The sequence below is a fragment of the Plantactinospora alkalitolerans genome (assembly GCF_015690345.1).
Taxonomy (GTDB): Bacteria; Actinomycetota; Actinomycetes; order Mycobacteriales; family Micromonosporaceae; genus Plantactinospora; species Plantactinospora alkalitolerans.
Genome location: NZ_JADPUN010000256.1, coordinates 34,408 through 53,458, shown reverse-complemented (window position 1 = coordinate 53,458; position 19,051 = coordinate 34,408). Strand labels below are relative to the sequence as shown.

The 19,051-nt window shown below is 70.2% G+C and carries 21 protein-coding genes and 1 riboswitch; of the genes, 10 read left to right on the top strand and 11 right to left on the bottom strand.

All coding sequences use genetic code 11. The annotated features are described in order from the left end of the window. The first annotated feature begins 157 nt into the window (after nucleotides 1-157). A complete protein-coding gene (locus I0C86_RS29190; protein WP_196204523.1) occupies nucleotides 158-769 on the top strand; it encodes a dihydrofolate reductase family protein in 612 nt (203 codons plus the stop codon). Nucleotides 770-1,033: 264 nt separating this feature from the next. Here the strand turns inward: I0C86_RS29190 and I0C86_RS29185 are convergent, their stop codons facing one another. Then, the gene (locus I0C86_RS29185) at nucleotides 1,034-2,158 is read right to left on the bottom strand and encodes a hypothetical protein (protein WP_196204522.1); all 1,125 of its coding nucleotides are present in this window, start codon (nucleotides 2,156-2,158) and stop codon (nucleotides 1,034-1,036) included. Nucleotides 2,159-2,571: 413 nt separating this feature from the next. Here I0C86_RS29185 and I0C86_RS29180 point away from each other — a divergent pair, with 413 nt between their 5' ends. Next, nucleotides 2,572-3,351: a helix-turn-helix domain-containing protein gene (locus I0C86_RS29180; RefSeq protein WP_196204521.1), complete on the top strand. Its 780-nt coding sequence runs from the start codon at nucleotides 2,572-2,574 to the stop codon at nucleotides 3,349-3,351. Then, the gene (locus I0C86_RS29175) at nucleotides 3,348-3,530 is read left to right on the top strand and encodes a DUF397 domain-containing protein (protein WP_196204520.1); all 183 of its coding nucleotides are present in this window, start codon (nucleotides 3,348-3,350) and stop codon (nucleotides 3,528-3,530) included. Before I0C86_RS29180 ends, I0C86_RS29175 begins: the two co-directional genes overlap by 4 nt. A 48-nt stretch (nucleotides 3,531-3,578) precedes the next feature. Here I0C86_RS29175 and I0C86_RS29170 read toward each other — a convergent pair whose 3' ends face one another. The 3 genes from I0C86_RS29170 to I0C86_RS29160 all read right to left on the bottom strand — a co-directional run bounded on the left by I0C86_RS29170 (nucleotide 3,579) and on the right by I0C86_RS29160 (nucleotide 5,388). Next, nucleotides 3,579-4,091, bottom strand: a complete 513-nt coding sequence (locus I0C86_RS29170) for a VOC family protein (protein WP_196204519.1) — start codon at nucleotides 4,089-4,091, stop codon at nucleotides 3,579-3,581. Between the two features lie 152 nt (nucleotides 4,092-4,243). Further along, nucleotides 4,244-4,990, bottom strand: a complete 747-nt coding sequence (locus I0C86_RS29165) for an MBL fold metallo-hydrolase (protein WP_196204518.1) — start codon at nucleotides 4,988-4,990, stop codon at nucleotides 4,244-4,246. A gap of 104 nt (nucleotides 4,991-5,094) precedes the next feature. Continuing rightward, nucleotides 5,095-5,388: a CBU_0592 family membrane protein gene (locus tag I0C86_RS29160; RefSeq protein WP_196204517.1), complete on the bottom strand. Its 294-nt coding sequence runs from the start codon at nucleotides 5,386-5,388 to the stop codon at nucleotides 5,095-5,097. Nucleotides 5,389-5,395: 7 nt separating this feature from the next. Next, nucleotides 5,396-5,455, bottom strand: a riboswitch (guanidine-III (ykkC-III) riboswitch). A gap of 154 nt (nucleotides 5,456-5,609) precedes the next feature. Here I0C86_RS29160 and I0C86_RS29155 point away from each other — a divergent pair. Then, nucleotides 5,610-6,737 (top strand): magnesium and cobalt transport protein CorA, encoded by a 1,128-nt coding sequence (locus I0C86_RS29155; RefSeq protein WP_196204516.1) that lies wholly within the window; start codon nucleotides 5,610-5,612, stop codon nucleotides 6,735-6,737. An 18-nt stretch (nucleotides 6,738-6,755) separates the two neighbouring features. On the opposite strand, the gene I0C86_RS29150 is transcribed toward I0C86_RS29155, so the two are convergent. From I0C86_RS29150 to I0C86_RS29125, 6 genes are all read right to left on the bottom strand, one after another. After that, nucleotides 6,756-7,913, bottom strand: a complete 1,158-nt coding sequence (locus I0C86_RS29150; protein ID WP_196204515.1) for a magnesium and cobalt transport protein CorA — start codon at nucleotides 7,911-7,913, stop codon at nucleotides 6,756-6,758. A gap of 244 nt (nucleotides 7,914-8,157) precedes the next feature. Beyond that, complete coding sequence (locus I0C86_RS29145; RefSeq protein WP_196204514.1) at nucleotides 8,158-8,433, bottom strand: MoaD/ThiS family protein; 276 nt, start codon at nucleotides 8,431-8,433, stop codon at nucleotides 8,158-8,160. A 1-nt stretch (nucleotide 8,434) separates the two neighbouring features. Further along, on the bottom strand, nucleotides 8,435-9,520 hold the full coding sequence (locus I0C86_RS29140) for a WD40/YVTN/BNR-like repeat-containing protein (protein WP_196204513.1): 1,086 nt from the start codon (nucleotides 9,518-9,520) through the stop codon (nucleotides 8,435-8,437). Between the two features lie 143 nt (nucleotides 9,521-9,663). Continuing rightward, nucleotides 9,664-10,506: an isocitrate lyase/PEP mutase family protein gene (locus tag I0C86_RS29135; RefSeq protein WP_196204512.1), complete on the bottom strand. Its 843-nt coding sequence runs from the start codon at nucleotides 10,504-10,506 to the stop codon at nucleotides 9,664-9,666. Nucleotides 10,507-10,789: 283 nt separating this feature from the next. After that, a complete protein-coding gene (locus tag I0C86_RS29130) occupies nucleotides 10,790-11,458 on the bottom strand; it encodes an HAD-IB family phosphatase (RefSeq protein ID WP_196204511.1) in 669 nt (222 codons plus the stop codon). 8 nt (nucleotides 11,459-11,466) lie between these two features. Then, entirely contained in the window at nucleotides 11,467-12,183 is a 717-nt protein-coding gene (locus I0C86_RS29125) for a TetR/AcrR family transcriptional regulator (protein ID WP_323373902.1), read from the bottom strand. Nucleotides 12,184-12,256: 73 nt separating this feature from the next. Between I0C86_RS29125 and I0C86_RS29120 the strand changes: the two genes are divergently transcribed. From I0C86_RS29120 to I0C86_RS29095, 6 genes are all read left to right on the top strand, one after another. Beyond that, nucleotides 12,257-13,072, top strand: coding sequence for a sensor histidine kinase (locus tag I0C86_RS29120; protein ID WP_196204510.1), 816 nt, complete (start codon nucleotides 12,257-12,259; stop codon nucleotides 13,070-13,072). After that, on the top strand, nucleotides 13,069-13,845 hold the full coding sequence (locus I0C86_RS29115; protein WP_323373901.1) for a response regulator transcription factor: 777 nt from the start codon (nucleotides 13,069-13,071) through the stop codon (nucleotides 13,843-13,845). Before I0C86_RS29120 ends, I0C86_RS29115 begins: the two co-directional genes overlap by 4 nt. A 125-nt stretch (nucleotides 13,846-13,970) precedes the next feature. Then, a complete protein-coding gene (locus tag I0C86_RS29110) occupies nucleotides 13,971-15,047 on the top strand; it encodes an ABC transporter substrate-binding protein (protein ID WP_196204508.1) in 1,077 nt (358 codons plus the stop codon). After that, on the top strand, nucleotides 15,044-16,822 hold the full coding sequence (locus I0C86_RS29105; RefSeq protein WP_196204507.1) for an ABC transporter permease: 1,779 nt from the start codon (nucleotides 15,044-15,046) through the stop codon (nucleotides 16,820-16,822). The genes I0C86_RS29110 and I0C86_RS29105 overlap by 4 nt, the downstream gene beginning before the upstream one ends. Then, the gene (locus tag I0C86_RS29100; RefSeq protein WP_196204506.1) at nucleotides 16,819-17,949 is read left to right on the top strand and encodes an ABC transporter ATP-binding protein; all 1,131 of its coding nucleotides are present in this window, start codon (nucleotides 16,819-16,821) and stop codon (nucleotides 17,947-17,949) included. The genes I0C86_RS29105 and I0C86_RS29100 overlap by 4 nt, the downstream gene beginning before the upstream one ends. 69 nt (nucleotides 17,950-18,018) lie before the next feature. Then, complete coding sequence (locus I0C86_RS29095; protein WP_196204505.1) at nucleotides 18,019-18,396, top strand: VOC family protein; 378 nt, start codon at nucleotides 18,019-18,021, stop codon at nucleotides 18,394-18,396. A gap of 28 nt (nucleotides 18,397-18,424) precedes the next feature. Here I0C86_RS29095 and I0C86_RS29090 read toward each other — a convergent pair whose 3' ends face one another. Further along, a complete protein-coding gene (locus I0C86_RS29090; protein WP_196204504.1) occupies nucleotides 18,425-19,024 on the bottom strand; it encodes a TetR/AcrR family transcriptional regulator in 600 nt (199 codons plus the stop codon). Nucleotides 19,025-19,051 lie beyond the last annotated feature (27 nt).

The following is a 19,051-nucleotide window of genomic DNA, read 5'->3' as shown; positions in this document are numbered from 1 at the left end:
GCCCACCACCCGCCGCACAACCGAACGCTCCGGCGACCATCGGATTTCCGCGGGACTTCCGCTGACCGCCGCCGTTCTGCTGACCGTGCTCGTGCCCGCACGGCCCGTCTCCCCGCCCACATGACTTGACCGGAACGTGAACGACAAGGAGAACCAGATGGGTCGCGTCCTGTTGAGCATGAGCGTGTCGTTGGACGGTTTCGCCGCCGGACCTGACGTCACCGCCGAACGACCGATGGGCAGAGGTGGCGAGCGGCTGCATGAGTGGCTGTTCCACGGCGGCGGGGACCGCGCGGTGGCAGCCGACGGCGTCACCCCCGTCGGGGTCGACGCCGAGCAGGCACGGGAACGTTACGCGACGACCGGTGCCGTGGTGATCGGCAAGCGGACGTTCGACATCGGTGTGGGCCTGTGGCAGGACACCCCGTTCCCGGTGCCGTGCTTCGTGATCACTCATGAGGCGCGCGATCCGTTGAACATGGAGAGCGACAGTTTCACGTTCGTCACCGACGGACTCCACAGCGCGCTGCGCCAGGCGCGACACGCGGCGGGCGACAGGAGTGTTCTGATCATGGGTGGGCCGACCACCGGACAACAGTTCATCAGGGCCGAGCTCGTGGACGAGATCCACGTGCAACTCGTACCGGTGTTCCTCGGCACCGGTACGCGTCTGTTCGACCGCCTGGGCACCGACCACATCGAACTCGAACGAACCGCCGTGATCGAATCGCCACGCGTCACACACCTGCGCTTCAACCTCGTGAGGTGAGCGTTCTCCATCGTGGTGGTGCTGGTCACGATGTCGTGGCCTACTCCGGTGCACCGGTCAGCATCCACGGTAGATCGAACTTCCCACCGCCGTCCACCGGCTGAATCGCCGGTACGCGGCTGGCGGCTGGCCTGGCAGCTCCCTGGCCCCGTTCACGGCGTGGCGGTCGTGTCGAGGACGGTGACGTTGTCTGGAGGCTGCATCACCCAACCCGGCCACCGGCGAGGTGTGGTGACGTCGACGGTCCGGCACGCGTGCCTCGGGCTACCGCACCCGCAGGGCGTCCAGGGTCGCGCGGGCCGTGTCGATGACGGCGGCCTGGGCGGCGTCGGGCTGCTGCTCGCCGCCGTACAGGATCAGCAGCACGACGTTGGCGCGGCGGGCGACCAGGCGGGCCACGCTGCGATCGATCATCGTCGTGGTGCCCTGCGGGTTGCTGACCAGCCAGGCCTCGTCACCAACACTGGGAACTCGGACCGGCATGGCACCGAGCGACCCGGACAACTCCTGGACCTTCTTGCGGGCGTCCTCGGCACTGCGGCCGAGGAACGCGTGGTGCAACTCGAGCCCGACGGTCAGCGTCCCCTGGGGCACCGTGTAATCGCAGCGGCGCACATACGCGCCGTCCTGAACGAGTTCAGCGTCGGTGATGCCGAGTGCGGCCGCGTGCTCGGCCGTGAAGACGGCACACGGCTCGGGCAGGGCGGCCACGCCGGTCACCCCGGGCCACCATGGCTGGTTCCACGGCGGGGCGAGGCCCAGTAGTGTCGGCAGCCCGGCCAGCACGAGCGCAAGCAGTGTCGCCCTGGCGAATACCGCCGCACCACCGTGCACCCGGCGGTCACCGAACGGCTGCGCGTCCGGTCCGCGATCAGCGACCGTGACCGCTCCTGCGCTGAACGCGGCCACCACCGCTGTCACGTGCTCGGTGGACACGGATCTGGGCAGGTGGACGGAGAGCGGGCGGTATCGGCTGGTGTACCGGTTGCCCCGGGGGTCCCACTCGTCCGCGTGCGCACCGCGCGGGTCGGCGTTCAGGCACAGGTAGCGGTGGCGGCCGAGGTGCCCGATCCACACCAGCGTGACCTCGTCCCACGGGATCGTGACCACACGCCGCTGCCACTGCCGCACCCGCAGGCGGACGCCGTCGGGTCCGAGGCCGGCGGGTCGGCCGGTGAGCTGCGCTACCAGCGAGAGCAGCGAGAGGACCCCCCAGCCGGCGACCGCGAGCAGCAGCGGGGCGAGGAGCCACAGCCGCGGCCCGCGCGCGCCGAGCAGGGCGGCATAGCCGAGCACCAGCGCGAAGGCGATCACCGGTCGCAAGGACCTTCCGACGATCTGCCACCGCGTCCCCATCAGCCGCAACTCATCCGGGAACGTTCGTGTCACTGCTGCCTCCCTGTCTCAAGACCGGGCTCACTGTAGGGGGCTTGTCCAATCCCAGCGGCCCCGCGCCTCGGCCTGCGGCTCGTCCCCATGGGCTTCCGCGCACGCAGGCGAGTTCTGGATGGTCGGCTACCTGTTGGTCGGCGGCGTCCGCCGTCGCGCGCTCCGGGAAGCACCGCTTCCGTTGGTCGCCCTTTCTGCGAGCGGATTCCGTGACGAAGCCGATTGGTCCCGGATGAGCTTTCGAAAAGTGCCTTCCGACGCGATGAGTGTTGTCGACTCCGCTGCTTTCCACTCTGGACCTGATCTTAGGAACAGCGAAAGATGGGCTGCGTACACCGTTCGATGTTTCGAGGTCAGGCATGACGTGGCGCATCCGGGAACAATTCGCCTTGAGCGAGAAAGGTCGGTAATAAATGAGGAACACTGGTCTTCCGAAAATCATCAAGGTCCTGCGGTCAACCCACGGGGTGACTCAGGAGCGGCTTGCCGAACGCCTGAGGGTCAGCACGTCGCTCATCGCGAAATTCGAGACGGCCCGGCTGGTGCCGATGCCGGACACGGCGAGAAACCTGGACGAGGTGTTCGGCTCCGGAGACCTGATCCAGGAGCTGGCGACCGACGCCCGGAAGGCCCTGCCGCCGGAGTGGTTCCAGGCGTGGCCGGAGATCGAGCTTGAGGCCGTATCGCTCCGGTCGCACGAACCCAACTTTGTTCCCGGGCTGCTCCAGACCGAGGAGTACGCGCGGGCGCTACTCAACGCCGGCCTGCTCAGTCCCGACGAGGCAGAGGAGCGGCTGACACTTCGGATGCAGCGCCAGACCGCCGTGTTCGGCCGGGAGAAGCCCCTGGTCTGTACCTTCGTCATCGACGAACTGGCGCTGATGCGCGGCTCGCCGACGCTGATGAAGCCACAACTGGAGAAACTCGCCGAGTGGTCGACACGGCAACTGATCTTCATCCACGTCGTACCGCGATCCGCCGGTCTGTACGTCGGACAGACCGGACCGTTGGTCCTGGCGGCGCTGCCCGGTGGGGGCGAGACGGCGTACCTCGAAGACCAGGCGTCGGGGCGGGTGATCGCCGATCCGGACCAGGTTGCCGCGATGGTGCGGGTCTGGGACGCGATACGCTCGGTGGCACTTCCCCGGGACATGTCCCGGGACCTGATCGTGAGGATGGCGAGCGAGCTATGACCCCGAACTGGCGGAAGGCGACGAGGAGCAACACGAACGGCGGCAACTGCGTCGAGGTGGCCGACAACCTGTCCGGCCGGGTGCTGGTCCGGGACAGCAAGGACCAGCGGGGACCGGCCCTGGCCTTCGGGCCGAACGCCTGGCGCGCGTTCGTCGCCGAGGTCGCCCGCCGGCCGTAGGCCGGACAGCGCACGACGACGCCCTGCTGTCCTACCAACCTGGTCGGCTCAGCCTGATCTGGCGAAGCCGCCTTTCGGGGCGATGAGTTCGAGGTTGGTCCCGTCCGGGTCGTTGAAGTAGGCGACCTCGGTGCCAGCCGCGTCCGGCGGCGACACCTCCTCGACGGTGAAGGTGTACGGCGGGCCGAGAAACTCGAACCCGGCGTCCCGCATCCGGTCGTACACCGTCCGCAGGTCCTCCACCTCGAAACAGAGGTGCATAGAGCCGGGCCGGTTCGCGGCCACCTCCGCCGCCTTCCCGGTCGGCTCCTGGAACTGGATCAGGTCGATGCCGAGGTTGTTGAGCCGGAACGTGGCGTACCGCAGCCGGGTGATGGGCAGGCCCTGGGACCGGGCGAAGCCGGCACCGTGCATGCTCTCGTCCCGGACCACGGGGTCAGCACCGGTGAGCGCCTGGTAGAACGCGACCGAGCGGTCCAGGTCGGAGACGGAGATCCCGACGTGCGCGGCGGTACGAAGCCCGACGGAGACCGTCGACGGATCCGGAACGGCGTTCGCCATCGCGTTTCCTTCCGACGGCCCGGCGGCGGTTCTGTCGAAGTTCAACGTAACCGCTCGTGGCGTCACCGAGCAGGCGAATCCGCCCGTTGGCCTCGGCCGCTCCTGGCCACGGTGTTGTCGTCCGCCGGGCCGACCCACGAACCCGACCCAACCTAAGCACTCCTGCACAGGTAGGTCTGGGCCAACTGGCGAAGGCGGGTCCTGTCGAAGCTGTGCCCGTGGCCGGGATGGACGACGGACACGTCGAGGTCGGCGAGGATCTCCATGCTTCGCCGGTAGGCGGTCACGTCGGAGTTCGGCAGGTAGTCGATCAAGGCGCCGTCGTAGACGACGTCGCCGGAATACAGGGTTCCGGTGCGCTCCTCCAGCAGGGCGATGCTTCCCGGTGTGTGGCCGGGCAGGTGCAGTACGGTCAGTACCCGCCCGCCCAGGTCGACGCGGTCGCCGTCGTCGAGCACGCGGTTCAGGCTCATCGGTTCGACCCGGTAGCTGGCCGGGTCGTAGCCGGGGCCGGGCGGGACGTCGATCATGAGTTCCGGGACAGGTTCTCCCGCCGGGTCGATCCCCAGTTTGTCGTAGAGTTCCGCGCCGTACAGGCTCGCCGGTATCCCCGCCGCCAGGAGCTCCGCCTCGGCGGGGTGGGCGGCCCGGTCACCGAACTCGGATGCCCCACCGACGTGATCCAGGTGCGCGTGGGTGAGCAGGACCATCGGATCGCGCTCGAACATGCCCGGAATCGCCTCCCGCAGGGCGACGACACCCATCCCGGCGTCGACCACGACGTCCCGATCGTTGCCGCGCAGCCACCAGAAGTTCGCCGACAGAAGTTCGTTGACGTGCGGTTCCGAGATCCGGATGACGTCCCCATCCACTTCGGACTGCGTGTACCAGTCGACCATGTGGGCAAGTGTGCCAGCGCGGCTACGCCGCCACAGCTGGCGATTCCGGTGGCTCCTGACAGCCGGCGGCGGTTCTGTCGTGGTGGACGTAACCGCCGGTGGCGTCACCGGCCGGGCGAATCCGCCCGTTGGGCGCCGCTGGTCCGGGCCGCGGTCCTGTCGTCGTGGCGCGTCATCCGGAGCAACGAGACGGTGGAGATGATCGCCCAGCTTCCCTCCAGCAGCAGGAATCCCCACGACTGGTGCAGGAGTGCGATCACCGCCAGTACGGCCGAACCGACGATGTTGAGCAGTAGGTAGCGCACGGAGTGCGGGGAGAGCCGGTGGGTCTGGGCGGCGGCGAAGGCCGAGAGGATCAGCAGCGAGCCGCCGACCTCGATCAGATCGACAGGTGTCATGATTTTCTGCGCGCCGTCTTTGCAGGGCCGGGTACGGCAGCGCTCTCGTCCGGGGCGGTCGCGTTCCGGCGCCGCCTAATGATCAAGTTTAGCTCGGGTCGGCCGCCGACGAGGCCACCGGTGTGGAACCTCACCAGGCGGCTGGACCCGGAACCGGGCGGCTCGGCTACGGATGGTTCGATGCACGCCAGTGGACCGTGCGCGGAAAGGGGCATCCGGGGATGACGGGGTACGAACGGAACGCTGGCCTGGGCGGTACGCGCACCCGGTGGGCCGAGCCGGTACGCCGGGTGATGGCCCGGATGTTCAACGTCGACGGGCTGCCCGCGTACGCCCCGGGGCAGAACAGCCAGAACGCGGAATGCGTCGTGGACTGCGCGACGTACGCCGACGGCCGCCGGATGCCGGGGCGGCCCGACTACCGGGAAGCGCTGGCGGCGGCGCGTCGGGGTCGGGGGTTCGTCTGGTTGGGGCTGCACCAGCCGACGGAGGAGGACTTCGCGCCGATCGCCCGGACGTTCGGGCTGGACGACCTGGTCGCCGGGCACGCGCACAACCGTGATCACCGGCCCGCCGTCGAGCGGTACGACCAGGTGACGGTGATCGTGCTCCGCACCACCCGGTACGTCGAGCACTCGGAGCTGACCGAGACGTCCGAGGTGGTGGAGACCGGCTCGGTGACCGTTTTCGTCGGCCCCCGGTTCGTGATCACCGTGCGGCACGGCGCGCCGGGTGCGTTGGGGCCGGTCCGGGCCGGTCTGGAGGCCCGGCCCACCCTGCTGGCACTCGGCCCGTGGGCGGTCGCCCACGCGGTCTGCGACCAGCTCATCGGCTCGTACGTCCAGGTGGCCGCCGCCGTGGAGGCAGACATCGACGCGGTGGAGGAGCAGGTCTTCGCCGCCGGGCGGGGCCGGGAGCGGATCGCGCACATCTACCAGCTCAAGCGGGAGCTGATGGAGTTCAAGCGGGCGGTGGCGCCGTTACAGCGTCCGTTCGCCGAGCTGCTCGAGGACCGGGAACTGCCGAGGCCGGTCGTCCGGTACTTCCGGGACGTGGGCAGCGTGCTGGTCCGTACGGTGGAGCGGGTCACCGCCTACGACGACCTGCTGAACTCGATCCTCCAGGCGCGGCTGGCCCAGGTGTCGGTCGACCAGAACAACGACATGCGCAAGATTGCCGCCTGGGCGGCGATCTTCGCGGTGCAGACCTTCATCGCCGGGATCTACGGGATGAACTTCGAGGCCATACCGGGGCTGACGGCGCCGTACGGCTTCTGGGTGGTGCTGGTGGTGATGCTGGTCGGCGCGGTCGCGATGCACCGGGGCTTCCGGCGCAACAAGTGGCTGTAGGTCGCGCCGGCCGACCGGTCACAACCAGTCGCGGCGCTTGAAGAGGATGAACAGGGTGCTGCACACCATCAGCATCAGGAACAGCGCGAACGGATAGCCGAGGGTCCAGTGCAGCTCGGGTATGTGGTCGAAGTTCATCCCGTACACGGTGCCGATCACCGTGGGGGCGAACAGGATCGCCGCCCAGGCGGAGATTCTCTTGATCTCCTCGTTCTGGGTGTAGCTGGCCTGGGTCAGGCTCTTCACCTCTTCGTTCTGCGACTGCGAGACCAGGGTGGCGTTCAGGGTGAGGATGTCCGCCAGGATCTGGCGGAACTCGTTCACCCGCTCCGAGGCGGTGGTGGCGTGGTCGGCCACGTCGCCGAGGTAGCGCCGCAACTCCTCGTCGGTGCCGTACTTCTCGAACCCGGCCGTCAGCCCGGACAGGATGTCGAGCAGTGGCCGGGTCGCCCGCTGGAACTCGATCACCTCACGGGAGAGTTCGTAGATCCGGCGGCTCACCCGGGGATCGCCACCGAAGACCTCGGTCTCGATCTCGTCGATGTCGTTCTGCAACCCGCCGACCACCGGGGCGTACCCGTCGACCACGCTGTCCAGGATCGCGTACAGCACGGCCTCCGGACCGAGGCGCAGCAGATCAGGATCGTTCTCCATCCGTCGCCGCACGGCGGTCAGGTCGGGAGCCTGGCCGTGCCGTACGGTCAGCACGAAGTTCGCGCCGACGAAGATGTGCACCTCGCCGAAGTCCACCTCCTCCGACTCGTCGAGGTAGCGGGCGGCCCGGAGCACCACGAACAGGGTGTCGCCGTACCGTTCGAGCTTGGGGCGCTGGTGCGCGACGATGGCGTCCTCGACGGCCAGCTCGTGCAGCCCGAACTCCTCGGCCACGGTGAGCAGTTGTGCCTCGGTCGGCCGGTACAACCCGATCCACGCCATCGTGCCCGGCTGGTCCCGCAGCCGCTGGCAGGTCTCCGCGAGGTTGGGCGGACCGTCCACCCGCTGGCCGTCCCGGTAGATCGCCGAGGTGACCACGCTCTCCTCCGCCGGCGGGGGCTTCCCCGGCTCGCCGCCGCGCGGGTCCATGGAGAGCTCCGGTGGCGACTGCGGATACCGGTCCTGCGAGCGGCGCAGAGCCCGCTTCGCGGGACGCAGCGCGCGCGAACGCCAGTCGGACATGGAAAGCCTCCACAACGAGGACATCGAGCGACACGTGCGGGGATCCCACGGAAGACTCCGGTTCCGTCTCCGGCCGCCGGCCCGGCCCGGACCGCCGTCCCATCCCACGCCCGCCCCTGGCCGAGGACAACCAACCGCCGGCCAACATCAGGAAGATGTTGACCAACAATCACCACGGTAGGCCGACCGAGGGCCGTTCGCACCCCGAGTCGGCGGACAGCCCGAACCCGCCTCTGGGGGCCGGTCAGCCGCCGGCGACCGAGGGAATGACCTGGACCTCCGCCTCGTCGGTGACCGGGGTGTCGAGACCGCCCGACTGCCGGCAGTCCTCGCCGTCGACGTACACGTTGATGTAGCGGCGCAGCTCGCCCTGTTCGTCCCGGATCCGCCGGGCCAGCCGGGGCCAGTGCAGATCCACCTCGTCGAGTACGGCGCGTAGGGTGCCCGCCGTACCGACGGTCAACCGGCTCGCACCGGCCGTGTCGGTCCGCAGCGCCCCGGGCACGAGTATGGTGACCACCTCACACCTGCGCGGCTCGGACGCAGAGCACGTCGGGAAGGTGTGCGGCGACCAGCGACCAGGAGTCGCCCTCGTCCCCGCTGGCGTAGACCTCGCCGGACCGGGTGCCGAAGTAGACGCCGGCCGGGTCGAGATCGTCGACGCACATCGCGTCGCGCAGCACCACCGGGTAGTACGCCTCGGTCGGCAGCCCGTTGGTCAACGGCTCCCAGGTCGTGCCCGCGTCGGTGGAGCGGAAGACCCGGCATCGCCGGTCGACGGGAAAGCGCTCGCCGTCCGCCACCAGCGGAAAGGTGTAGATGGTCCCGCTCCGGTGCGGATGGGCGACCATCGCGAACCCGAAGTCGCTCGGCAGTCCGTCGGCGATCGACTCCCAGGTGACGCCTCCGTCGCGGGACCGGTAGACGCCGTGGTGGTTCTGCGCGTAGAGCAACTCGGGGTCACCGGCGTCCCGGGCGACCTTGTGCACGCACTGGCCGAACTCGGGCCACTCGTCCGGCAGGAAGTAGGCGCGGATGCCCGTGTTCTGCGGTCGCCAGGACGCACCGGAGTCGCCGGTGCGGTAGACCCCGCCGGTCGACATGGCCACCAGGACCTGCGCCGGGTCGGCCGGGTGCGGAAGCACGCTGTGCACGGCCTGACCGCCGAAGCCGGCACCCCACTGCTTGCGGTGCGGGTGGTCCCACAGCGGGCGGACCATCTCGTAGTGGATCCCGCCGTCCACCGACCGGAACAGGGCCGACGGCTGGGTGCCGGCGTAGACCACGTCCGGCTCGTCCGGCGTGCCGGGGGCGAGTTGCCAGACCCGTTCCAGGCTGGCTTCGGTGCCGGACGGGAAGGCCAGCGGCGCCTCGGCCGGCTCCTGCCAGGACTCGCCCAGGTCGTCGCTGGTGGCCACGCTGGGGCCGAAATGTGAGCTGGTTATTCCGGCGAGCAGGCGGGGCGCCTCCCGACGCTTGTCGATGGCGACCGCGTACACGCCGGTCATCGGGAAGTGCGGCCCGCTGATCTGCCAACTCCTGCGGTCAGCACCGCTGGTGGCGAGGAACAGGCCCTTGCTGGTGCCGATGGCTAGCAAGGCTGTCATGATCATCCCTCCGATCGGAACATGCGCCGTGGATGGCTGCCGGCCAGTATGCCCACGGGCACCGACAGAACCGTGCACCTCAGCCGCGGCGATGCGGGTTCGGCACCTGTCGGAGCCGGTCCGCCCGTCGAAAGGCGGCGCGGCTATCGGAGGCGGTCCGACCAGAGGCGGTTCACCTGGGCGTAGCCCAGCACGTTCCTGCCGAACCGGAAGGTACCCGTCTCGTGGATCTCCCGGGCCGCGTCGACGAAGGCACTCAGCGCCGCCCTGGCCAACGCCGAGCCGACGCTCACCCGACGTACGCCGCAGTCGGCGAGCATCGCCACCGTCACCGCGGGTGAGCCTCCGGCGAGTGCGTTCACCGGCTTGTCCACCGCCGCGCAGACCGAGCGGACCGCGTCGAGATCGGGCAACCCGGGCGCGTACAACACGTCGGCGCCGGCCGCACCGTAGGCCCGCAGTCGGCGGATGGTGTCGGGCAGGTCCGGCCGACCGTAGAGGAAGTTCTCCGCCCGCGCGGCCAGGGTGAACGGGAACGGAAGGGCACGGGCCGCGGTCACGGCCGCCTCGACCCGGCGTACCGCCTCGGGCAGCGGCAGGATGGGATCGGCGGGATCCCCGGTGGCGTCCTCGACCGACCCACCGACGGCGCCGGCCTCGGCGGCGAGCCGGATGGTCTCGGCGACGTCGTCCGGCGAGTCGCCGAAGCCACTCTCCAGGTCGGCCGCCACCGGCAGCGAGGTCGCCCCGGCGACGGCCCGGATGTTCTCCAGCGTCTCGGCCCGGCTGACCAGGCCCACCCCGTCGCGGCGACCGAGGGTGAAGGCGAGGCCGCCGCTGGTGGTGGCGAGCGCGGGGAAACCCAACTGGGTCAACACCCGCGCGCTGCCAGCGTCCCAAGGATTGGGAAGTACGAAGGTCGGCCCCTGGTGCAACCGCTGGAAGGTGACGGCGCGGCGGTGCTGGTCGGCGGCGTCGAGGCTCATCGGCTGGCATCCTCTCCGGGTACGGCTGCACTGGTCGTCCGTCCCAGGCCGACGGCGCGCCCACGTTCGGCGTGCGTACCAGTCTAGGAGGACGGCGCTTACCTGCCCGGCGCCGAGGCGGTCGGCCTCCGGCGACGGCGGGCACGAGCTCGCTGTCCGAGGTCGTCGTGGCTGCTCCGGTGTGCCGGTCGGCATCCACGGCAGGTCGAATTTCCACCGCCGGTCCACTGGCTGAGTCGTCGGTGCGCGGCTGGCCGCTGGCCCGGCAGCTCCCTGGCCCCGTTCACGGCGTGGTGGTCGTGTCGAGGACGGTGACGTTGTCGGGCAGTACCGCTCGGATGCGGTCCCGATGGCGAGTGGAGGGCTCGATGAGGTACCGGTGGGTGGCCACCTTGAGTAAGGGAAGGTCGACGGCGCTGTCGGTGTAGGCGTAGTCGACCGGGAGGCTGATGCCGGCGTCACGCAGGCGGTCGACCTTCTGGGCTCCCCGGCAGCCGAGTGCGGGGCGCATTCCGGCGCGTCCGTGCTGGAGCCGGGCCGCGATGATCTCGACGTCCGGCAGGCCGAGTTCGGCGCAGACGGCGCTGGCCAGTGGGTCGGCGCAGGCGGTGACGATCACCACCCGGTCACCGGCGTCCAGGTGTTGCCGTAACCGGTCCAGTGCCGGCCGGATGCGCCGGTCCGCGTGGGCGGTGGCGAAGCGCCTCGCCAGGCCGGTGAACTCCGCCTCGGAGAGCCCGGCAGAGGCGATCCACAGCATGCCGCCGATGGCGATGCGCCGGCTGGCGGGCACGAACAGCATCGGCCACAGCACCGGCGCGGACAGCACGGCCAGCGCCGCTCGCCACCGTTGGCGGAAGAGTAGATGACGCATGAACAGGGCGAACGAGTCGCCGCGTACGAGGGTGTCGTCAAGGTCGAACACGGCGACGCGGCGTGGTGGTGTGGACATGGCGCCTTTCACTGCGAGGGGCGTAGATCGAGGACTCGCAGCATGGTGTGCAGCGCGTCGGCGAACGGTGGTGCACCGGTGGCGGTGGGCAGCGCCTGGTAGATCCAGAGCTGGGCGAAGCCGTGCAGCGCGGACCACAGCGCGCCGGTGAGTTGTCTGTTGTCCAGGTGCGGATGCCAGCCCTCGTGCTGCCGGTCCGCGACCAGGATGGCCATCTCGTCGAAGACGGCAAGGCTGGCGGCCGCGAGGACCGGCTCGGCCGTGTCGACGAGGTCGTGGCGGAACATCAGGGCGAACATTCCGGGGTTCGCCACCGCGAACGCCACGTAGGCGTGGGCCGTTGCCTCGAGCCGCCGGGCCGGTGAGCCGACCAGCCCGGGCGAGGCGGCGGCCCCACGCAGGCGTCCGGCCAGGTCGTCGAATCCCGCGGTGGCCACCGCGGACAGCAGAGCGGCCCGGTTGGGGAAATGTCGCAACGGTGCGTTGTGAGTGATCTGGGCCTTGCGGGCGATGGCGCGCAGCGTCAGGGCCTCGACGCCCTCGTCGGCCAGCATCCGCAGGGCGCACGCGACAAGTCTCGTCCGGGTCCCGTCGACCATGTGGACAGTGTCCACGGTCCCGGTGGACACTGTCCACCTCGACGAGGGCCCAGCCTTCGCGCCCTCGGCGACCTCGGCCGAGTCGTTGTTCAGCAGCCCGATGAGCCGCGCGATCTCCCCAACCACAACCGCGAGGTCTGTGACGCCGGGTTCGGGCATACGCTGGATCGACCGGGCCGCTGGCTGACGGGTGGGACCGATGTGGTTGCTGACGATCGCCGCGCTCGGCGGCGGGCTCGCCGGCGCGGGGCTGATGGCCCTGCGTACCCGCCGGACGAGTGCCGCGCGCAGCGCCGAACTGGCCCAACTGGAGGAGCTGGTCCAGCGACGGGCCGACCAGGTGACCTCGCTCAGCCACGAACTGCGTACGCCGTTGAGCATGATCAGGGGCGCGGTCGAATTGCTCCGGGAGGGTACGCCGGGCCCGCTGACCCCGGCGCAGGAGCGGTTCCTTCAGGTGCTCGACCACCAGTCCACCCAGGTCATCGGGCTCTGCGAGAGCCTGCTGATCCAGGCGAAGATCGAGGCTGGCCTGTTCGTACCCCGGCTCGAACGGGTCGACGTGTCGGTGGTCGCCCGGGACGTGGTCACCGCGATGCGGTCGCTCTGCGCCCAGCGCCAGCAGCGGATCAGCCTGGACACCCCACAGGTGATGCCGAGGATTCCGGCCGATCCGATGCTGCTGGCCCAGGCGTTCACCAATCTGCTCTCCAACGCCAGCCGGTTCACCACGACCGGTGGCAGCATCGACGTCCGGGTGACCCCCGTCGACACCGGCGTCGCCGTGTACGTCACCGACGACGGCGCGGGGATGACGCGGGAGGAACGGCACCGGTTGTTCCACCGGTTCGCCACCGGCCGTCCGCTGGCCGACGGGACCGGCCTCGGCCTGGTCATCACGAAGACCATCGTGGAGCTGCACGGAGGCGAGATCATGGTGCACACGGCATCGCGGCACGGAACCACCTTCCTGCTCACCCTGCCCGGCGGCGCGCCGACCGGAAGCCCGTCGTGACCGGCCCGGGAGGGCCACGAGCCGATCGGGGCGCCGGACCGGTGGGGCCGCGAGCGGACCGGGATGCAGGCCCGATCGCGCTGGTCGTCGACGACGAGCCGCAGATGACGATCATCATCGAGTTCGCCCTGCAGACCCAGGGCTTCACCGTGCTCACCGCGTCCGACGGCGCGACGGCGCTGCACCTGCTGCGGTCCCGCCCGGTCGACCTGGTGGTGCTGGACGTCCTGATGCCGGCGATGGACGGGCTCACCCTGTGCCAGCGGATCCGGTCCCGGTCCGAGGTGCCGATCATGCTGCTCACCGCCCTCGCCCAACCCGACGACGTGATCACCGGGTTGGAGCACGGTGCCGACGACTACGTGACGAAGCCGTTCCATCCCCGCGAGGTGGCGCTCCGGGCCCAGGCGCTGGTGCGCCGCCGCCGCGTTCCCGGCTCCGCGATCCGGGTCGGCCAGCTGGTCATCGACCTGACCAGTCAGAGCGCCGTGCTGGCGGACCGCCGGCTCGACCTGCCGTACACGGAGTTCAAACTGCTGGCCCACCTCGCAGCGCGGCGCGGCGTGCCGCAGTCCTGGCAGGACCTGCTCCGGGAGGTGTGGGGGACGACCGACCTGATCGGCGGCCGGGACGTGGTCAAGTCCACCGTCTACCGGCTCCGGTCCCGGCTGGCCGGGCTGCCCGGCGGCGCGGGATACCTCCGCACCCTGCGCGGCGTCGGTTACCTGATGCCGGACATCGCCGCCGAGAAACCGGACGATCGGCCCGGGTAGCGGACCGGCGCCGGCCGGCCAGGTAACGGCGGTGTCACCAGGGCTCACGCCGGTGTTACCGCCGTCGGGGTTCCCCGCCCATAACCTGACCGCAACCGAAGGCCAACCTTGGAGGTCGAGACCTCATGACGGGTCAGTTGCGACGAGGCGCGGAACGGACAGCGGCGTTGACGGCGGTGGCGGTGGCGGTCGTACTGGCCGGTGCGGGCTGCGCCCGGGACACCAGCGGCAGCACGCCGGACGCCGAGGACGGCGGAATCGTCCACGTCGTCTGTGGCGCGACCGAGGAATGGTGCGCGGCGACCACCGCGCGGTTCAGCAGCACGACCGGGGTCAGGGCGGACTTCGTCCGGCTCTCCAGCGGAGAGGCGCTGGCCCGGCTCAAGGCCGGCAGGGGCAGTGTCGAGTTCGACGTCTGGTACGGCGGCCCGGCCGACGGCTTCGCCGCCGGTGGCGCCGAGGGCCTGCTGACGGCGTACGTCTCGCCGAACGCGGAGGTCATCCCGGCCCGGTACAAGGACGCGGGCGGGATCTGGACCGGGGTCTACGTCGGAGCTCTCGGGTTCTGTAGCAACCCGAAACTCCTCTCCGAGCGCGGCCTCGCGGTCCCGGACTCGTGGGCGGATCTGCTCGACCCGAAGCTCGCCAAGGACATCGGCATCGCCCACCCGTCCACCTCCGGCACCGCGTACACGGCACTGTGGACCCAGGTCGTGCTGGCCGGCGGCGACACCGACAAGGCGCTCGGGTACATGCGCAGGCTGCATCCGAACGTCCTGCAGTACACCAAGTCCGGTGCCGCGCCGGCCCAGATGACCGCCCGGGGCGAGGTGGCGGTCGGGGTCATCTTCTCGCACGACTGTGTCGCGGCGAAGGAGGCCGGCTTCCCCGACCTGACCGTCTCGTTCCCCGCCGAGGGCACCGGCTACGAGACCGGTGGCGTCGCCCTGGTGAACGGGACGAAGAACCCGGTGAGCGCCCGGAAGTTCGTCGACTGGGCACTGACCGTCGAGGCGCAGGAGATCGGGCCGACCGTGAAGTCGTACCAGTTTCCGACCAATCCCGGTGCGAAGGTCTCGGACAAGGTCGTGGACCTGCACGCCATCCCGCTCGTCGAGTACGACGCGGTCGAGGCCGGCGCGGCGAAGACCGCCCTGAACCGGCGGTTCGACGGCGAAGTGGCCCAGGCGCCGAAGTCATGACCCTCCTTCTCCCGAGCCGTGGTCGGACGCCGGATCCAGCGGTGCCGGGGCCGCCCCGTCGGCGTCGGCTCGACCTCGGCGTCCGACTGCTGCTCGTCGCCTGCGTACTGCTGGTGGTCGTCGGCAGCGTGATTCCGCTCGTCGCGGTCCTCACCGCGGCCTTCGCCCCGGACGCGCTGCCGCGCTACGCGGAGTTCATCACCTCCCCGGTCGACCTGGGGATCCTGCGCAACACACTGGTCCTGGGCGTCCTGGTCGGCCTGGTCGGCACCGCGCTGGGCTTCCTGTTCGCCTTCGTGCAGACCCGGCTCGCCGTACCGGGCAAGCGGGTCCTGCACGTGATCGCACTCGTACCGATCGTCAGCCCACCCTTCGCGGTGGCCACCGCGACCGTCGTGCTCTACGGCCGGCGCGGCGTGATCAGCAACGGGCTGTTCGGCCTGGAGTACGACATCTACGGCCTCGACGGCCTGGTGTTCGTCCTGTCGCTGTCCCTGTTCCCGGTGGCCTATCTGGGGCTGCTCGGCATGCTGCGCGGGCTGGATCCGGCGCTGGAGGAGGCGGCGACGAACCTGGGGGCCAGCCGCTGGCGGACGCTGCGCACCGTCATCCTGCCGCTCCTGGCCCCCGGACTGGTCGGCCCGTTCCTGCTGCTGTTCGTGGAGGCGATCGCCGACCTGGCCAACCCGCTGGTGGTGGGCGGGGACCACACGGTGCTGGCCAGTCGCGCCTATCTCGCGGTCACCGGCGAGTACGACGTGCCCAGCGCCGCCGTCTACTGCGTGATCCTGCTCGTCCCGTCCCTGCTGCTCTACTTCGGCCAGCGCTACTGGCTGGGCCGCAAGGTCCGGACCACCATCACGGGGCGGCCGTCCGGCAGCGTGCACCTGGTCGACAACTGGGTACGGTGGCCGATCTACGGCCTCGCGTTGCTGGTCGCGGCCCTGATCGTCAGCATCTACGGCACCGTGCTGGCAGGCTCGGTGACCCGGGTCTTCGGGGTCGACAACACGCTGACCCTGGACTACCTGGAAGAGGTGCTCGCCGGGGTCGGCCGGGAGGCGGTGCTGGACACCGTCGTCTTCGCGGCCATCGCGACCCCGATCGCGGCGATCTTCGGTCTGGTCATCTCCTGGCTGGTGGTCCGGCACCTGCGCCGGTCGGCAGCTCTGCTGGACTTCGCCGGCACCCTCGGGGTGGCCGTACCCGGCACGGTGCTGGGGATCGGCTTCGTCCTGGCGTACCGGCCGGAGCGCTATCTCGGCCCGATCGAGGTGTTTCCGAGCCTGGTCGGCGGCAGTGCCATCGCCGGTGGCGCCGCAGCGATAGTCGTCGCGTACGTCATCCGCAGCCTGCCGGCCGGGCAGCGTACGGCGGTCGCGGCGCTGACCCAGATCCATCCGCAGATCGAGCAGGCCTCGACGGACCTGGGCGCCGGCCCGCTCTACACGTTCCGCCGGGTCACCCTGCCGCTGATCCGGCCGGCGTTCCTGACCGGACTGAGTTACAGCTTCGCCCGGAGCATGACGTCGATCTCGACAATCGTCCTGCTGGTCACGCCGGAAACGAAGATCATCACCTCGCAGGTGCTCAGCGCCGCCAGCACCGGCCGGTACGGGGTGGCGTTCGCCTACTGCACCGTGCTCACCGCGATCGTGCTGGCGGGCTTCGCGCTGCTCCGCCTCGTCGTCGGCGCGGGCGCCAACCTGCACCGCGTCGCCTCCCCTGTTCCGCAATTCCCGCGATCCCGGGACACCGAAAGGCCGAAACGATGACCACCGTCGTACCCGACCGGGCCGTCGCCTCCGCTGCCGAGGCCGGCGCCGGCACCCTGCGCCTGGAGGCGCTCACCAAGACCTTCGCCAGCCGTACCGGCACGGTGACGGCGGTCGACTCGGTCAGCCTCGACGTCGCCCCGGGGGAGTTCATCACCCTGCTGGGACCGTCCGGCTGCGGCAAGACCACCACGCTGCGGATGGTCGCCGGCTTCGAGGACGCCACCAGCGGGCACATCCGGCTGGACGGCAAGGTCATCGACCTGGTGCCGCCCCAGCGGCGGTCGATGGCGATGGTGTTCCAGAGCTACGCGCTCTTTCCGCACCTCACCGTCGGGGAGAACATCGCGTACGGCCTCCGGCTGCGACGACAGGGTCGGGATGAGATCGCCACCAGCATGAGAATGGCGCTGACCAGCATGAACCTCGTCGGCCTGGAGGACCGGAGTCCACACGAGCTCTCCGGTGGCCAGCAGCAGCGGGTCGCCCTCGCCCGGGCCCTCGTGGTGCAGCCGAAGGTGCTGCTCTTCGACGAGCCGCTGTCCAATCTGGACGCCAAACTGCGGGGATCGATGCGCGCCGAGATCCGCCGTATCCAAGGGATGTTCGGCATCACCAGCATCTACGTCACGCACGACCAGGACGAGGCGATGAGCATGTCGGACCGGATCGTGGTGATGAACCGGGGGCGGGTCGAGCAGGTCGCCGCGCCGGGCGAGATCTACCTTCGCCCGGCGAGCGTCTTCGTCGCGGACTTCATCGGCCGGGCGAACTTCATCGAGGTGGTGCCGGAGGCGGTCGTCGACGGACGTGCCACGGTGCACGCGCTCGGGCAGCGGCTGGACATCGCCGCCCATCCGACGCTGCCGGCCGAGGACGGCGGCGCGTACCTGATGACCCGGCCGGAGACGATGAAACTGACTCCGGTCACCGACGGGGGCGGTGGGATCGGGGTGGTGCTGCGGTCGACGTTCCACGGGCCGACCATCGACTACGACGTCGAGACGACCAGCGGTACGATCACCGTCACCGAACCGGGCCGCGATCCCCGCGAGGCGCTCGACGAGGGCACCAACGTCCACGTGCTGATCGACGCCGACCGGGCCTATCTGCTCGCCCGGGACTGAGGGTCGGGATTTGGGCTCGGGACCGAGGCTCGGAGCTGAGGCTCGCCCACCACGGGAGGAATTCGCATCATGGCTGGCGGCATGGGGCTGACCCTGACGACGGTGAACCTGAGCGCACCGGACCCGGTCGTGCTCGCCCGCTTCTACCAGCGACTCCTGGGCTGGGAGATCACCGAGGAGGAGCCGGAGTGGGTGCTGATGCGCAACCCCGCCGGAGGCGTGGGCCTGGCCTTCCAGAGCGAGCCGACGTACACCCGACCCGCCTGGCCGGCCAGGCCCGGTGGCCAGCAGATGATGGCGCATCTGGAGATCCAGGTCGATGATCTGGAGCGCGCCGCCGCGCACGCCGTGGCCTGCGGCGCGACCCGGGCCGACCACCAACCGCAGGAGGACGTCCTCGTCCACCTCGATCCGGCCGGCCACCCGTTCTGCCTCTACCTGGGCTGACGGGGGGCGCCCCGCCACCCGCTCGGCGTCAGGGAGTCGGCGGCGCGGGGTGGGGCAGTGGATGGGCGCCCTCCGGGCGTAGGCCGTCGAAGATGATGGCGAGGTATCGCCGCCACAGGTCGGGTGCGGCATCCGGTACGTAGCTGGCGACGTAGTTCGGGGCGCACATCAGCAGGATGATGTCCGCGCCGGTCACGTCGGCCCGTACGGCGCCGTGCCGCCGGGCCCGGTCGACCAGCCGGTGCACGTTGTCGGACATCCGCTCGCGGGCCCTGGTGACCTTCGGGGGCAGCTCGCCGGACTCGTGCAGGAACGACAGGTCGCGTTGCTGTCGCTGATGGGCGGCGACGGTGAGGAATTCCAGTAGTGCCGTACCGGGGTCCGCCGCGTCGAGGAGTTCTTCGCCGACCGCGTTGAGTGCGTCGATCCGGTCGAGGACGATCGCGGCGATCAGGTCGTTCTTCGTGGCGAAATGGCGGAACACGGTGCCCTTGCCGACGCCGGCCCGGCGCGCGATGTCGGCGACCGAGGCGTCGAGTCCCCGCTCCGCGAACTCGTCCGCGGCGGCGGCCAGCAGCAGTTGCCGGTTGCGGACGGCGTCGGCGCGGAGGGGACGGGTCGAGGTCACGCCGCGATCCTAACAAGTTGACCGCCC

Excerpts from the sequence above, each read along its gene's own strand:
- I0C86_RS29190 (WP_196204523.1), top strand. The coding sequence starts at position 158 with ATGGGTCGCGTCCTGTTGAGCATGAGCGTGTCGTTGGACGGTTTCGCC.
- I0C86_RS29100 (WP_196204506.1), top strand. The coding sequence starts at position 16,819 with ATGACCACCGTCGTACCCGACCGGGCCGTCGCCTCCGCTGCCGAGGCC.
- I0C86_RS29165 (WP_196204518.1), bottom strand. The coding sequence starts at position 4,990 with ATGGTCGACTGGTACACGCAGTCCGAAGTGGATGGGGACGTCATCCGG.
- I0C86_RS29150 (WP_196204515.1), bottom strand. The coding sequence starts at position 7,913 with ATGTCCGACTGGCGTTCGCGCGCGCTGCGTCCCGCGAAGCGGGCTCTG.
- I0C86_RS29170 (WP_196204519.1), bottom strand. The coding sequence starts at position 4,091 with ATGGCGAACGCCGTTCCGGATCCGTCGACGGTCTCCGTCGGGCTTCGT.
- I0C86_RS29135 (WP_196204512.1), bottom strand. The coding sequence starts at position 10,506 with ATGAGCCTCGACGCCGCCGACCAGCACCGCCGCGCCGTCACCTTCCAG.
- I0C86_RS29105 (WP_196204507.1), top strand. The coding sequence starts at position 15,044 with ATGACCCTCCTTCTCCCGAGCCGTGGTCGGACGCCGGATCCAGCGGTG.
- I0C86_RS29140 (WP_196204513.1), bottom strand. The coding sequence starts at position 9,520 with ATGACAGCCTTGCTAGCCATCGGCACCAGCAAGGGCCTGTTCCTCGCC.
- I0C86_RS29095 (WP_196204505.1), top strand. The coding sequence starts at position 18,019 with ATGGCTGGCGGCATGGGGCTGACCCTGACGACGGTGAACCTGAGCGCA.
- I0C86_RS29130 (WP_196204511.1), bottom strand. The coding sequence starts at position 11,458 with ATGTCCACACCACCACGCCGCGTCGCCGTGTTCGACCTTGACGACACC.
- I0C86_RS29180 (WP_196204521.1), top strand. The coding sequence starts at position 2,572 with ATGAGGAACACTGGTCTTCCGAAAATCATCAAGGTCCTGCGGTCAACC.
- I0C86_RS29155 (WP_196204516.1), top strand. The coding sequence starts at position 5,610 with ATGACGGGGTACGAACGGAACGCTGGCCTGGGCGGTACGCGCACCCGG.
- I0C86_RS29120 (WP_196204510.1), top strand. The coding sequence starts at position 12,257 with ATGTGGTTGCTGACGATCGCCGCGCTCGGCGGCGGGCTCGCCGGCGCG.
- I0C86_RS29160 (WP_196204517.1), bottom strand. The coding sequence starts at position 5,388 with ATGACACCTGTCGATCTGATCGAGGTCGGCGGCTCGCTGCTGATCCTC.
- I0C86_RS29110 (WP_196204508.1), top strand. The coding sequence starts at position 13,971 with ATGACGGGTCAGTTGCGACGAGGCGCGGAACGGACAGCGGCGTTGACG.
- I0C86_RS29175 (WP_196204520.1), top strand. The coding sequence starts at position 3,348 with ATGACCCCGAACTGGCGGAAGGCGACGAGGAGCAACACGAACGGCGGC.